The sequence below is a fragment of the Paraburkholderia elongata genome (genome assembly GCF_013177735.1).
GTDB lineage: Bacteria > Pseudomonadota > Gammaproteobacteria > Burkholderiales > Burkholderiaceae > Paraburkholderia > Paraburkholderia elongata.
The window spans coordinates 36,384-49,849 of sequence record NZ_WOEZ01000044.1 but is presented as its reverse complement, the minus strand read 5'-3'; the positions used below and the strand labels follow the sequence as shown (position 1 = coordinate 49,849).

General features: G+C 57.7%; 12 protein-coding genes. 2 read left to right on the top strand and 10 right to left on the bottom strand.

All coding sequences use genetic code 11. The features are described from left to right. Window positions 1–359 precede the first annotated feature (359 nt). On the bottom strand, window positions 360–809 hold the full coding sequence (locus tag GNZ13_RS09755; RefSeq protein WP_172162834.1) for a hypothetical protein: 450 nt from the start codon (window positions 807–809) through the stop codon (window positions 360–362). Between the two features lie 880 nt (window positions 810–1,689). On the opposite strand from GNZ13_RS09755, the gene GNZ13_RS09750 reads away from it, so the two are divergent. Continuing rightward, the gene (locus tag GNZ13_RS09750; protein ID WP_172162831.1) at window positions 1,690–2,577 is read left to right on the top strand and encodes an exonuclease domain-containing protein; all 888 of its coding nucleotides are present in this window, start codon (window positions 1,690–1,692) and stop codon (window positions 2,575–2,577) included. A gap of 1,448 nt (window positions 2,578–4,025) precedes the next feature. Here GNZ13_RS09750 and GNZ13_RS09745 read toward each other — a convergent pair. Then, entirely contained in the window at window positions 4,026–5,225 is a 1,200-nt protein-coding gene (locus tag GNZ13_RS09745) for a bifunctional 3,4-dihydroxy-2-butanone-4-phosphate synthase/GTP cyclohydrolase II (RefSeq protein ID WP_407945618.1), read from the bottom strand. A 279-nt stretch (window positions 5,226–5,504) separates the two neighbouring features. Further along, window positions 5,505–5,729, bottom strand: a complete 225-nt coding sequence (locus GNZ13_RS09740) for a hypothetical protein (RefSeq protein ID WP_172162713.1) — start codon at window positions 5,727–5,729, stop codon at window positions 5,505–5,507. 675 nt (window positions 5,730–6,404) lie between these two features. Here GNZ13_RS09740 and GNZ13_RS09735 point away from each other — a divergent pair. Further along, window positions 6,405–7,064, top strand: coding sequence for a TetR/AcrR family transcriptional regulator (locus GNZ13_RS09735; RefSeq protein WP_172162825.1), 660 nt, complete (start codon window positions 6,405–6,407; stop codon window positions 7,062–7,064). 100 nt (window positions 7,065–7,164) lie between these two features. Here the strand turns inward: GNZ13_RS09735 and GNZ13_RS53790 are convergent, their stop codons facing one another. From GNZ13_RS53790 to GNZ13_RS09700, 7 genes are all read right to left on the bottom strand, one after another. Beyond that, on the bottom strand, window positions 7,165–8,046 hold the full coding sequence (locus GNZ13_RS53790) for an IclR family transcriptional regulator domain-containing protein (protein ID WP_172162822.1): 882 nt from the start codon (window positions 8,044–8,046) through the stop codon (window positions 7,165–7,167). 205 nt (window positions 8,047–8,251) lie between these two features. Beyond that, the gene (locus GNZ13_RS09725) at window positions 8,252–9,196 is read right to left on the bottom strand and encodes an electron transfer flavoprotein subunit alpha/FixB family protein (RefSeq protein ID WP_172162819.1); all 945 of its coding nucleotides are present in this window, start codon (window positions 9,194–9,196) and stop codon (window positions 8,252–8,254) included. A 13-nt stretch (window positions 9,197–9,209) separates the two neighbouring features. Next, window positions 9,210–9,962 (bottom strand): electron transfer flavoprotein subunit beta/FixA family protein, encoded by a 753-nt coding sequence (locus GNZ13_RS09720; protein ID WP_172162816.1) that lies wholly within the window; start codon window positions 9,960–9,962, stop codon window positions 9,210–9,212. Window positions 9,963–10,012: 50 nt separating this feature from the next. After that, entirely contained in the window at window positions 10,013–11,032 is a 1,020-nt protein-coding gene (locus GNZ13_RS09715) for an acyl-CoA dehydrogenase family protein (protein ID WP_172162813.1), read from the bottom strand. Window positions 11,033–11,044: 12 nt separating this feature from the next. Continuing rightward, window positions 11,045–12,211 (bottom strand): acyl-CoA dehydrogenase family protein, encoded by a 1,167-nt coding sequence (locus tag GNZ13_RS09710; RefSeq protein ID WP_172162810.1) that lies wholly within the window; start codon window positions 12,209–12,211, stop codon window positions 11,045–11,047. A gap of 58 nt (window positions 12,212–12,269) precedes the next feature. After that, complete coding sequence (locus GNZ13_RS09705; RefSeq protein WP_172162807.1) at window positions 12,270–12,740, bottom strand: MaoC family dehydratase; 471 nt, start codon at window positions 12,738–12,740, stop codon at window positions 12,270–12,272. Window positions 12,741–12,911: 171 nt separating this feature from the next. Beyond that, complete coding sequence (locus tag GNZ13_RS09700) at window positions 12,912–13,463, bottom strand: ureidoglycolate lyase (protein ID WP_172162804.1); 552 nt, start codon at window positions 13,461–13,463, stop codon at window positions 12,912–12,914. Window positions 13,464–13,466: the final 3 nt, after the last annotated feature.

Sequence of the window (13,466 nt, the reverse complement as noted above, 5' to 3'; positions counted from 1 at the left end):
AAAGTTGCTACGCACATCTTTGGCATAGCGCATTAGGCAGTCCGGAGCATGGGGAACGGAGAAGAGCCCCCCAACCTTGTCTTTTGGGGCTATAGGAGGGGCGTTGGGAAATTCGCGCCAGCACGCCTGCGCGACTGAGGCTGCGATGGGATCGTTCTGAGCACCGGGCATCTTGTCCAAGATACATTCAAAATAGTTTGATGGTCCGAGCAAACCGGCGATGGCCTGAGAGAACTGGGCACCAAGTATTAGCGCAAGAAGCACGGACAAGGTAGCATGCCCCGTTCGTTTCATAGTTACCCTCATGTTCGTATCCTGATCCTCAAGCCTAGGCGGCAGCATCGGCGCTGGTATTCCGGTCAGCGGTCGACGATTTTGCGCACGAGCCGACCCTCCTTAACCCATTGCCCCAGGCTCATCGGCTCTGCCAGGATGGTCACGGTGAGCCCATGCTTGCGCTTGAAGTGCCCCGCATTAACCTCCACATCCCGCGCGTCCATCGAGTGGAACATGGGATTGCGGATGGGCATCCACGGTTCGTCTTTCCAGAAAATGCCTATCTCCTTAATCGCGATGGAGAGCATGTTGAGTTGCGCCACCCTGTCGAGCGCATCAAACTCGTCCGCCAGTTGATCATCGTCCATTCTCTGGAACGACATACCTCGGCGCATCACCTTCTGCAGGGACTGAAGCACTTGCTGGCGCTTGTCAGCGCTGCCCAAGGTCTTCAGGACAAGTTCCGCCAAATGGGCGTTTTGGGCGACCGAGTGACCCTCGCCGCCTGTCATCATGTTCTTTAGAAAAGACATTGCAACCCCCGATTGTTCCGTTGAGATAGTTTGATTCTTTTGATTACTTCCCAATCGTGACGCGAAGGCAGGATATCAAGCCTCGCGCCGATTCTATGTGGCCTGTGCCGCAGACGGGGCAATCGCGTAAGTGACCTGCCAGTGACTGGTGGACGCACGAGTGTTCATCGTCTGTTCAGAGCCGACGTTCGAATGTCTGCGATCCGAGTCCGGTCATCGACAGCAATTGGCCGTGTGCTGCCCCAACTCGGCAACGAATGAGGGCGACTCTGAGCACTCGATAGCTCGCTTTTCCGTCGCGCGCTGTTTCGCGCGCGCGTACAGAGCAAATGCAGTTCCTGATAATTCAGGAAACCATCATCCAGTAAAACGCTTATGGCCGATATTGCCTCAACTATCTGCACCGCGCTGCAGTCGCGGCTGGTACGGCAAGCGCGTCATCCTAGCTTTGCCCCCAGATTACGAAGATGTTCGAAATGTGCGGTCTCGAACGGAGCATTGGCCAGCTTGAGTATGTAGTTAGCGCGACGTGACTGCAGTAATGCGATGCGGTGGCGCTTCTGCACGTTGACCCACGTTTGCGGCTTAGGAGGCAGCTTGGCGACCGCGCAATGCATTCTGCCTTTGGGGAAGTATTCTGCATGATGGCAGAGGCGGAAAAATGAAGCGTGTTGCCATCGTCTACGCGCTCGCGGGCTAATTTGCATAAGCGGTAACTTAGCACTTCGCAGTAGGGCGAACGTTAGTGTCGAATGTTAAATCCGGTTCTACGGAGTGCCGCGGATTGTAGTCAATCGAAAAAGTGTACGGGGTGTCAGATGCTCGACGGCGCTGTGAGCGCTGGCGACGAAAAAAAAATAGAGACGAAGGGAACAACATCATGGCCGAGAAATTCGTCGCCATAGACTTTGAAACCGCAAACGCCAGTCTTGCCAGCATTTGTCAGGTAGGGGCGGTTACGTTTGAGGATGGGAGAGTCGTTGACAGGTGGGGATCGTTAATCAATCCGCAGGACGACTTCGACTGGGTTAATGTCGATATTCACGGGATCGACGCAACTACGGTCAAAGACGCGCCCACATTCCAACAAATCTACGCTGCGATGGTGGATCGCCTGCGAGATCAGGTCGTGGTTAGTCATACTTCATTTGACCGAACTGCGCTGTTCCAGGCCATCGCAAAGCACAACCTCACTGGTGTTTCCTGCCGATGGCTTGATTCGGCTCGCGTTGTCCGCCGCGCATGGTCGCAATGGTCGCGCTCGGGGTATGGGCTAACTAATGTGTGCGGTGCCTTGGGGATACGCTTCACGGCCCACGATGCCGTCGAGGACGCGCGAGCCGCAGGGGAAGTTCTTCTCCAAGCAATTAACACAACAGGCATTGGACTTGACGCCTGGATGACTCTTGTTCAGAAACCAATCAATTTCAATTCCCGAAAACCAATCGGTTCCACCTTCTCAAATCAAATTGCGATTGAGGGTAATCCCGACGGTGCGCTTGTTGGGGAAGAAATTGTATTCACAGGTACGCTAGCATTGGCGCGGTGCGAGGCCGCAGTGCTTGCCGCCAAGGCTGGGTGCCAAGTTGCTACGAGCGTAAGAAGGACAACAACACTTCTCGTCGTTGGTGACCTTGATATTCGGCAACTAGCCGGACACGAGAAAAGTATCAAACAGAGAAAAGCAGAAGAACTAATAGCAAAAGGGCATCCGATTCGAATCCTGACGGAAACTGACTTCCTTCGTATCGTCGATCTCGCGCATTAATCAACATACCCTTCGATCGGAGTTCTCATCATCATGCTGGCTGACCCTCCTGACGTACCTACTGTTCGATGCTTGTTGGAGAACAGAGACCTGAAAATCGTCCTGGATTCTCCGAATAATGACTATCGCATCGAATACTCCACGAAATCCTTCAAAGATCACCTTACCGGTCAGTCACGACAAACCCGGACTTATCGACTCCTCGATCTCGTAAAGGGCGGAATCATCTCTGAGCCGTGGGATGCGTACGATCTCGACAAGCAAGCGATGCTGGTAGCAGATCTGATCAGGTTCAGCCGGTACCGCCTGACGAACGTATTCTGCGGTTGGGAGATCACATGTCCAGTATGTGGGCACATCATGCACGGCAAGATCTGGAAATCTCCCCCCAGAAAGTGTACGGCTCAAAGTCCGCGAAGGTGCCGTGCTCCAATCGATGAAAAAAGCATTACCGAAGTTAAGTTCAGAGTAGTTGCGCAGGAGTTCCTGGGCATCGGTGAACTGGACGACACCCCAAAACAGATGCAACTCGTTGACGTGAGTTCACATCGCGTGGACCGACAAGGTTAGATGCGGCATGGCGCAACTTGGTGAATAGGACGGAGCCTTCCTCGCGGAACTGCCGACCTCCTAGGCTGGTGAGGGCAAAGCGTATCCGATACCGTCCTCGACGCATACGAGGAGGAAGCGGAGTAGTCTCCTAGGTCGCCGCCGCTGCCGCAACGTTGCCGACCGGCACTCCGTCGGCGAGTAACTTTGGCGCTGATGTGGTCCCACAGAGGCACGCTTCCGAAGTGCCGCGGCGAACGCCTTGCGCGCCAATCAGCGTCCCGTTCCCGTCCTTTGCGATTGCAGTAATGAACGGCGGCGAACCGACGAACTCCTGTCCGCCGACGTGGGGCGAATGCCCGATGTCGGAAGTCAAACAGTCGATTGACCGTCCCCTCGGTCGTGAACACGGACGTCGGCAATTGGCCGATCGATGTCTCATGCAAACGGCATGGGCTTCACGAATCTCACACGGTCGCGGTCGGCGGCACACGACCCCGAGCCGCCGTTCGACCCAGCGCGCCTCCGATGGCTGCGTCCGAGATACAACGGCCATTCAGTCGGTCAAATTGACTATCGTGGTCGGCGGAAGCAGCCGTTCGGCATACTTAGTCCGCTTACGGGATATTCAATGGAACCCAAGGCGATTTCGTTTCTTCAAGTTTTCGCGAGCCGGATCTCAATTGGCAAGCGTTCGAACTCGAAACCGCCGGATTGAATCGAAACGGTCCAGACCCCTTCGCGGTCAATTGGAAAATTGATGAGAAGGCCAAACGTGGGGCGTGAAACTGCACGCGAGTTACCGCTAAAGACGGTGAACGTTTGCTCCGAAACCACCCTACCATCAGAACCAAATATTGTCGCCGCGAACTTGAACATCGTATTTGCTGCAGCGTTGCCTATCGATAGCGTCCCGAATAGCGGAAAGGTCCACTCGTTAGGTAGAAAGCGTTTTCACTGTTCGGCGCAGTGACGAGGGGTACACGCTCTTCGATACTCAATCCGAACTCGGAAATGCCTTGATACTTGAGCGGGTTGTTCGTCATCAGCTTCATCTTTGTCACCCCCAGATCTAGAAGGATCTGAGCACCGACGGCGTAGTCCCGCGTATCTACTTGCAGACCAAGTTTCAGATTCGCCTGAACGGTATCGAGGCCCTCGTCTTGCAAGGCATAGGCTCGCAGTTTCTCGGTCAACCCGATGCCGCGCCCTTCGTGTCCCTTGAGGTAGACGACGACACCGCGGCCCTCCGCTGCGATTTGCTCCGTCGCCAGGTCAAGTTGTGCCCGACAATCGCATCGGATCGACCCGAAGACTTCTCCGGTCAGACATTCCGAATGAACACGCACGAGAGGAGCCTCGCGGCCCGCCAAGTCGCCCATGACAAGTGCTGCATGTTCTTCCCCCGAAATGGTTTCTCTGTACCCGTATACCGTAAACACGCCATATCGGGTGGGCAAACGCGCCGTCGACATGCGCTCGACGATGCGCTCCCGTCTGCGACGATACGCAATGAGATCCTTGATCGTGATAATGGGCAGCGAGTGCATGTGCGCGAACTCCATCAATTGCGGCAACCGCGCCATGGTTCCATCGTCGTTGACGATCTCGGCCAGCAAGCCGCCCGGTGCTATCCCCGCGAGTCGCGTGAGGTCAACCCCCGCTTCTGTATGTCCCGCACGTCGCAATACGCCTCCCCGAGCTGCCCGCAACGGAAAAATGTGCCCCGGCCGACTAAAATCGCCGGCGATGGCCTTTTCGTCGACGAGCGCCCTGACAGTGATGGCCCGGTCGGCCGCTGAAATTCCGGTCGTTGTGCCAATGCGGTAGTCCGTGCTCACCGTGAATGCGGTACTCATTGAATCGCTATTGCTCGCCACCATCAACGGAAGCGAAAGCGCGTCCAAACGTTCTCCCGGCAGCGACACGCAAAGCACTCCGCTCGTGTAACGCACCATGAAGGCAAGGTCCGCCTCTGTGGCAGCCTGCGCGGCCATAATCAGATCGCCTTCGTTCTCACGGTTTTCGTCATCCACGACAACGACCATCCGGCCCGCCGCGATTGCGGCAATTGCAGTTTCGATTGAATCCGTCTTCACTTCCTTTTCTCCTCCATACCCGAACTTGTACGCGCACCGCGCTCTCGATGAGGTGGCGCGCCGATTGCCGTCCCGATGCCGATAAAGAACGCTGGCGACTGCGCCTTTGCGGCCTTGTTGTTCCGACGCACGTCTATACGCTGTTCTCATGCAACTCGCGGCGCAGCATGGCTACCACGATCGTCAACCCACCGATAGGCATGAGCACCAATCCGAGCGATATGTGCTGAAGCACGGGAGACCTGCTGCACGGGATGCGATAGCTAATGACGCCGGCAATCATCGTTGGGCCTCACATCCTGGGCTGTTCGACGAACCGGTTCTGCCCTCCGCTTCGGTCAGTTCCGGGCGCGTGGCAACGATTGGGGCCGTGATCAGTACCGCCTCAGCAAAGCGACGCAACGCCTGCAACGAGCCGTACACGCTCCGGTATTCCTGCGTGCCAATACGGCCATCAAGCGTGACCTGCATCCCCGACGCAATGGCTATTTTCAGAATGTCCATCGGGCACCTCCTCCTAAATGTGGGCAGCCTCGGCAAATCGCGTCGAGCTCTCAAGCTGCGCCCCGCGGTGGCGTGGCATCGATTCCGGTCGCCAGGCCACAATGCCTGCTGTTGTCCTTTAAAGCCCGCTTAATCCAAAGTGAGCGTCGGTCTCTTGGGCGCGGGAGGAAAGACGCTCCACGAGCCATCTTCGTGGCGGAAAAAGAAGATTTTTAACGCGCCGCCCGTCCGCGTTGCCTCGAAGCAGACATAGCGGCATGAAGACGACTCTGCGCACGGGGATCGCGTAAGCCGATAGGCGCTTCCCGCCGCGAGAACAAACCATTTGTCGATGAGCCAACGCAACGACTGTCCGCCCGCACTCATTTCTGCCTCCTGATGCCCATTCTCGGGATCGCTCGCTGGCCTGTCCTCGTCGTCGACCGAGCCCTGTACCTACGACACATACGTCAATGTGTCGCTTGACTAAATATTAGTGGTTGCTCGACTAATACGCAATCAAAGATTGCCGGGGGGAAACCCGCCGTCAAGTGTGCTAATTCGGCATCTCATGTAGGCATCTGGTTACATAGCGGGTTTGGGTGACTACTATTTGTGAGTCATCTGACTTATACTTTCGGCAGTGCGGCCGTAGGCCGAAATCCACCAGAAGCGATCCCGCATCAATGAGCTGCGATGAAAGATCTGAAATTAACATCTGACGAAATCCGAGGGGCTCATCCCGCTCCTGAGCCCAAACGTCGCGGCAATCGCACCACTCGCGTCCCCGAAATTCTGGAGGTGGCGATCAGCGTATTTGCCACAGAAGGCTACGTCGGCTTCACGCAACGCCGCATTGCGAACGACGCAGGGATTCGACTGAGAACGCTTCAGCATTACTTCGGCACGCGTGAGGAGCTATTGAGAAGCGCCATCCAGGAACTGGCTCGCCGCTACATCGCTGAGTACCGGGAGTTGGCAAAAGACAATGCTCGATCGCCTGACGAGCGCCTCGAGCGCCTCGTCGATCAGGTATTCGATCTGCTAACAGGCCCCGAGCGATACGCGGGTGCCTTCGCGCTTCATTGCTGGAGCCTGGCCGAGCATGAGCCTTTCGTGAACGAGTTGATGGCCAAGAACCAAAGCGAACTCATCGACATGTTTTCGGGCCTTATTGCAAAGCTCAACCCGTCGCTTCCATCCGGTGAATGTACGTTGCGCGCAGAGCTCATCGTCTCGCACCTGCATGGCCTTGTCGTCTTCATCCGCCGGCGCGGCGACAATGAGACCGATTGGGATGCCTTAAGAGTCGCTACAAAGGCAGTTTGGAAAGCGTTGAGCAGAGCCCCTCAGTAAGAGCGGATACATGCGCGGTGTTGCGGCGGACTGGCGGGACCGCCCAAAGGATTGCCGCCAACGCGATGTGGTGACACGAGCGGCCCTGGAAACGAACTGTTTACAGCGGGCCGATCATGCCGGGAAACGATTGTGCATCGGGCAGTTTGCGCGCGCCGCCTCTTCTGCTTGTTGTCTTATACAACTCGGCAGCCGCCATATTGAACCCCTGCTCTGAAAATATCGCAGCCAGTTTCTCGGCAACCTTTTGCATCGTGAGCAGATACTTGTGAATCCCGGCCTTACGGGTAAAAAGGTCGCCCGGGATGATCAGACCAAGAGACGCATAGACGTTGTTGCTGTCTTTAACAGGAACGCCCAGAGCCCACAGGTTGTGCTGCATGCGCTCTCCATATCCTCGATCGTTGACCGCGTATCCTTGAGCGCGGATCTTTGCCAGGAGAGCCTTCAGCTTGGACGGCTCACGAGCGAGTTCAGTGTCCGTGCCAGGTATTTCCGCAAGCGACGCGATGATTCGATCCTGTTCGGCATCGTTGCAATACGCCAGATATGCCCGGCCAAGACACGTCATTAGCATCGGCGCACGGAACCCGCTGGGACGATTGAGCTGCAGGACACCATCCTCGTTACTGGAATGGATCGTGATCATTGAGTCGCCATCATGAATTGTCAGGACCGAAGGCCAGCCGACGGCACGATGGAACTGAGAGTGGACGGGACCCGCGGACTCGGCTATTCGTTGGGGAAGATTGAAGCCGCAGCTCAACTGCATGGTTCGAGCGCTGGGAAAGTAGACCGACTCCTTCGAGTCCTTGACAACGTAGCCAGCGTGAATCAGCGTTTCGAGCATCCGTATGACCGTTGCTTTGTCCAGGCCCGTTTGAGCGCGAACCTCTGCAACCTTGGCTCGTTGCAGTCTGTTCACAACTGTCAGGACCGCCAACCCCCGTTCGAGAGCGATCACTGGATTGAAAGAAGTCACTATTTACTCCGAGTCGGATCAGATCAGCACACCGGGTAACTCAAGTCCACCCGATTTTACATCCTACGTTCGCTGGGCTTTGATCCGGTCTTGCCGTACCGAACCGGTGAAGCAAACTCGAGCGACGAACGACGACGATTGTCGTTATAAAACGCTTTGACGTATCCGAACAAGTGGTGTTGACCCGGTTTAGCGGACACCGACATCAAAGCTCGGCGACGAGCTCCGGTACCAACGTGAACAGATCCCCGACAAGTCCATAGTCGGCCACGCTGAAAATCGGTGCTTCAGGATCCTTATTGATCGCGACGATTACCTTCGAGTCCTTCATCCCCGCGAGGTGCTGAATCGCCCCCGAGATCCCGACTGCCACATACAGCTGCGGTGCCACGATCTTGCCCGTCTGGCCCACCTGATAGTCGTTCGGCACAAAGCCCGCATCCACCGCTGCGCGCGAGGCACCGAGCGCCGCGCCGAGCTTGTCCGCCAAGGGCTCGAGCACGAGCGCGAAGTTCTCGCCGCTGCCGAGGCCCCGACCGCCCGACACGATCGTTTGCGCGCCCCTGAGCTCGGGACGATCAAGCTTCGTTACTTCCCGGCTCACGAACTGCGAGACGCCACGGTCGGCCGCCACTTCGATCTTCTCGATCGCTGCACTGTCGCCCTCTGCCAACACCGCATCGAAGGCCGTCGCCCGGACCGTCATCACTCTGATCGCATCGCTCGACTGCACCGTCGCGATCGCATTGCCTGCGTAGATCGGGCGCTCGAACGTGTCCGCGGAAACCACCGCGGTGATGTCACTGATCTGCGCCACGTCGAGCTTCGCCGCGATGCGCGGCGCGATGTTTTTGCCGTAGGCAGTAGCAGGCACGAGAATGTGCGAATAGTTCTTCGACATGTTCAGCACTGTCGCCTCGACGTTTTCCGCAAGACCGGCCTCGAGCTGTGGTGCGTCCGCGAGTAGGACCTTCACGACGCCTGCAATTTTCGCCGCGGCTTGCGCCGCGCTCTCAGCGTGGTGACCTGCCACCAGCACGTGAATATCCTGCGTCACAAAACTCACGATAAGCGCTGCTGCCGCCACCGTGTTGCGCGTCGCGTCCTTGATCGACGTGTTGTCGTGTTCGGCAATTACCAGAATTGTCATGTCCGTTGTCTCCTTACAGCACTTTGGCTTCGGTGTTCAGTTTCTCGACGAGTGCTTTTACGTCCTGCACCATCACGCCGGCGGAGCGCTTGCGCGGCTCCGTGATCTTCAGCGTCTTCAGCCGCGGCGTGACCTCCACGCCAAGGTCCTCAGGCTTCACCGTTTCCAACGGCTTCTTCTTCGCCTTCATCATATTGGGCAGCGTCACATAACGCGGCTCGTTCAAGCGCAGGTCGGTGGTCACCACGGCCGGCAGCGTCACCGTGAGCGTCTCGGCACCGCCGTCCACTTCGCGCGACACGGTCGCCTTGCTATCGGCAATCACAAGCTTCGACGCGAACGTCGCCTGCGGCAGATTCGCGAGCGCGGCAAGCATCTGGCCGGTCTGGTTCGAATCGTCGTCGATGGCCTGCTTGCCGAGGATGATCAGCTGCGGCTGTTCCTTGTCGACCAGCGCCTTCAGCAGCTTGGCCACCGCCAGCGGCTGCAGCTCTTCGCCCGACTCGATCAGGATCGCGCGGTCCGCGCCGATCGCAAGCGCCATACGCAGCGTCTCTTGCGCTTGCGCAACGCCTGCCGACACTGCGATTACCTCCGTCACCAAGCCCGCTTCCTTCAGACGCACCGCTTCTTCCACCGCGATCTCGTCAAAAGGATTCATGGACATCTTTACATTCGCAACGTCGACACCCGTGCCGTCCGACTTCACTCGAACTTTCACGTTGTAGTCGACCACTCTCTTGACTGAAACGATGACTTTTGCCATGGATATATGTGATGGTGGTTGCTATCCTCGCCAGCTGACGCGAACTCCGCTCAGGTGGCCCCGTTCGCCGTTGAGCTCGTCAGGTCGACGATACTCGGCACGGCCGATGACCAATGCTCTAGCGCGTACGTGCCGACTATCTCGTCCCAGTAAGACTCGGACCCAAACTGCAAGCGCTGAGAATGCAGAGCGCGCGTATAGAGCTGCAGATCGTATTCAGCCGTAATTCCCATTGCACCTGTCAGCGCGTGGGCGGTATTCGCGACAAGCGGCGCGGCGCGACTCGCTCGCGCTTTCGCAATCGCACGACGTAAGAAAGTCTCCGATGCACAGCCGCTCTGCACGGCGATCTGCGCGGCCGCTACGTGCTCGGCCATCACGCTCAGGTTATGCTGAACCACCTGAAATTTTCCGATCGACCGCCCGAACTGCTGACGATCGTTCACGTAACCAATCATCATCTCGAGTACGCGGGTCATGGCGCCGACCATGAACGCTGCAGTGACCAGCGCACCGAGTTCGAGCAGGACGCCCGTGTTCGGCTCCTTGCCCGCGCATGCAGCGCCCAAATGTTTCCCGACTCCCGCAGGGAATACAACTGTCGCGTCAAGTCCGCCCCACTCAGTGCGCGGATGGACCGTCGCGTCACCGATGTCGATAAGCCTAAGTCCGTCGCTCATCTCGACAAGAACCGATTCGCAAGCGAGACCAAACGGGACAAATGCGGCATTAGAGGCTGAACCATCTAGTACGGCAAATGCAATCGGACCGCGGGGGCGCGCCATCGAAGCATCGGCGAGCAGCCGGCGAGCGATCATCGTGTGCGCAGCGGGCACTGGCATCGCATGACAGCCGAACGCAAATAGCACGCCTGCACACTCATCGAGTGAGAGGCCCGATCCACCGGCCGACTCCGGCACCAGCGCATCGAGAAAGCCCAGCTCGTCCAACGCCCGCCATAAGTCGCGTCGAGCGTTATCCGCGCCAGCGCCTAGCATTTCGCGCACCAATGCCGGCGTGCACCGCTCTTCGAGTACCGGCTCAATAGAGGCGGTCAGCATGTCATCCATCCGTCTCTCCTTTCAGCGCAGTCCAAGGCCGCGCGCAATCATGCCGCGTAGAATTTCACGGGTGCCCCCGCGCAGCGAATACGAAGGGGCGATCTTCGTCACGTAAGCTAGCGTGTCGGCGAGGCTGCAGTCAGCGATACCCCGCAGCGGGCGCGTGCCGAGCAGATCGCCAATGACTGTCGGTACCGATTGTTCAAAGCTCGTGCCGAGGTCCTTCACAAGAGCGGCTTCGGTTGCCGGACTCTCGCCTTTCGCGAGCCGACCGGTGATCGACAGCGACAGCTCACGCAATGTGGCAAGTTCCGCGATCAGCGCACCGAGCGCACTACGCTCACTCCGTGAGACGTCTTGGCCCGCACGCTTTGCGGCCTGTAATGCAAGCAGCCATTCCTCGAGCAAGACGACGCTCGAATAGATTCGCTCCGGACCGCTTCGCTCGAATGCCAGCTCGGCGGCGACCTGCTCCCAGCCGGCGCCTTCCATGCCAATCAGCGCCTCGTGACCCAGATCGACGTCATCGAACGTGACTTCGGAAAAGTGCCGGTCTCCCGCAATGTCCTCGATAGGAGCGATACTGACTCCCGGTAACGAAAGGTCCACGATGACTTGCGACAGGCCGCGCTGCCGATCCTCCGGAATGCCCGAAGTGCGAGCCAACGCGATCATGTAATGCGACTTGTCTGCATTGGTCGTCCAGATCTTTCGCCCGGTGAGGCGCCATCCATTCGCAGTTTGCACAGCGCGCGTGCGAATGCTCGCAAGGTCCGAGCCCGCATTGGGCTCGCTCATGCCAATGCAAAAAAAGGCTTGCGCAGCGCAGATTTTCGGCAAATAAAACGCTTTCTGCTCGAGAGTGCCGTATCGCGCAATCAGAGGCCCACTCTGGCGGTCCGCTATCCAATGCGCCGAAACTGGCGCACCGACTGCCAGCAATTCCTCGACGAGCACGAAACGTGCAAATGGACTTCGTCCACCGCCGCCATAAGCTTTGGGCAAGGTCAACCCAATCCAGCCCTGCTCCGCCATTGCCCGGCTGAAACCGGCATCGAATCCCAGCCACGACCGCGCGCGCGTCGCAGGCGCAAGCGCTCCGAGTGTGTCATGTAGGAAGCTTCGCACTGGCGCGCGCAGCGCTTCATCCTCGGCGGGAATGTGGGTGAGAGAAAATCGATCGATCATCTTGCAACGCCCGTGTGCATGAATGTCAAAGCCATCGAATCGCCATGCGTTCGTACTGTCATTGCGGCTGACCCGCCTGCAAGCGCTTCACGCTGTAGCTCAGAACCAATTCGTCGCGCTGGTTGAACACTTCGACGCGGCTCGTCACAACAGCCCGATTGTTCTTTGACGTGGGGTTCACCTCTTCAACTTCCACGACGCCGAAAATCGTATCGTTGACCTCCACCGGCCCATGCGTCTTCAGCGAAAACTCGAGCAACGCAAGGCCGGTTCCCTGCACCATCGTCTGAAACAGCAGGCCTTCGATCAATCCGCTAGTCAATGCGGCAGGCACGGGTCTTCCACGCATCGCGCCGTGCTCGTACTGGGCATCGATGAAGATCGCCTCAAGCATGCCCGTTGCCGAGATGAAGTTCACGAGGTCGCTCTCGGTCACCGTTCGCCGATAAGTGCGAAAGCGATCTCCCGCCTGAATCTCCTGCCAATAAAAACCACGGCCAAGCTGCTGTGCATCTCGCGCATGGGCCATATCGTCTCCAAAGTTGTCAAATAGTTTGCGACGCCGACAGGCAGTCGCAACCATCGTCGTAGCCGTACGGAAAGGAGCACAAGAGAAAAGCTCCGCAAACCAAGGGCCGCAAGTCTCGAGTGGTAATCCTGTGACGCGACCAGGCGGCCCTTCCTCCGTCACTAACCGGAGTCACAGTTCAAGGACGAGCTGCTTCTTGTCGCGTCGACGAAGATTCACCAGCTCGATATATTCTCTGCGGTACGCGAGCTTCTCGTCATCGACCTCCACCACATTGGTCGTCCCCTCGCCGGGGTCCTTGCGTGTCACATTCACGAACGTGCAGCCACCGCTCAAGACATAAGCGCCATGCCACACGCCTCGGTCGATGTGTGCAACATCGCCCTCTGTCAACACAAAGGCGCCAACGCGGCTGTAATCGAATTCCATCTTCTCGACATCGCCAGTCAAATCGGAGGGGGCTGGCGCATACACCATGATCATCGAGCCCTTGAGCACGATGAAACTCTGCGTGTAAGTGCCGTGGATCGCCATCTGATCCAGTGTCTGCCTGACACTGCTGTTGTGCTCCAGCGTGTTGATTTCCATTGCCACCGCGCCATGTCCGGCATCGACCTGTGGAAATATCGGATGGTCACGATCCAGCACGTCCCCGTAAGGCTTCATTCCTTCCCGCGTCAGGGGCTGAACTTTTACTCGCACGATCTCTACGTTGTCTTCCATCTC

Excerpts from the sequence above, each read along its gene's own strand:
- GNZ13_RS09755 (WP_172162834.1), bottom strand. The coding sequence starts at position 809 with ATGTCTTTTCTAAAGAACATGATGACAGGCGGCGAGGGTCACTCGGTC.
- GNZ13_RS09750 (WP_172162831.1), top strand. The coding sequence starts at position 1,690 with ATGGCCGAGAAATTCGTCGCCATAGACTTTGAAACCGCAAACGCCAGT.
- GNZ13_RS09740 (WP_172162713.1), bottom strand. The coding sequence starts at position 5,729 with ATGGACATTCTGAAAATAGCCATTGCGTCGGGGATGCAGGTCACGCTT.
- GNZ13_RS09735 (WP_172162825.1), top strand. The coding sequence starts at position 6,405 with ATGAAAGATCTGAAATTAACATCTGACGAAATCCGAGGGGCTCATCCC.
- GNZ13_RS09725 (WP_172162819.1), bottom strand. The coding sequence starts at position 9,196 with ATGACAATTCTGGTAATTGCCGAACACGACAACACGTCGATCAAGGAC.
- GNZ13_RS09720 (WP_172162816.1), bottom strand. The coding sequence starts at position 9,962 with ATGGCAAAAGTCATCGTTTCAGTCAAGAGAGTGGTCGACTACAACGTG.
- GNZ13_RS09715 (WP_172162813.1), bottom strand. The coding sequence starts at position 11,032 with ATGGATGACATGCTGACCGCCTCTATTGAGCCGGTACTCGAAGAGCGG.
- GNZ13_RS09710 (WP_172162810.1), bottom strand. The coding sequence starts at position 12,211 with ATGATCGATCGATTTTCTCTCACCCACATTCCCGCCGAGGATGAAGCG.
- GNZ13_RS09705 (WP_172162807.1), bottom strand. The coding sequence starts at position 12,740 with ATGGCCCATGCGCGAGATGCACAGCAGCTTGGCCGTGGTTTTTATTGG.
- GNZ13_RS09700 (WP_172162804.1), bottom strand. The coding sequence starts at position 13,463 with ATGGAAGACAACGTAGAGATCGTGCGAGTAAAAGTTCAGCCCCTGACG.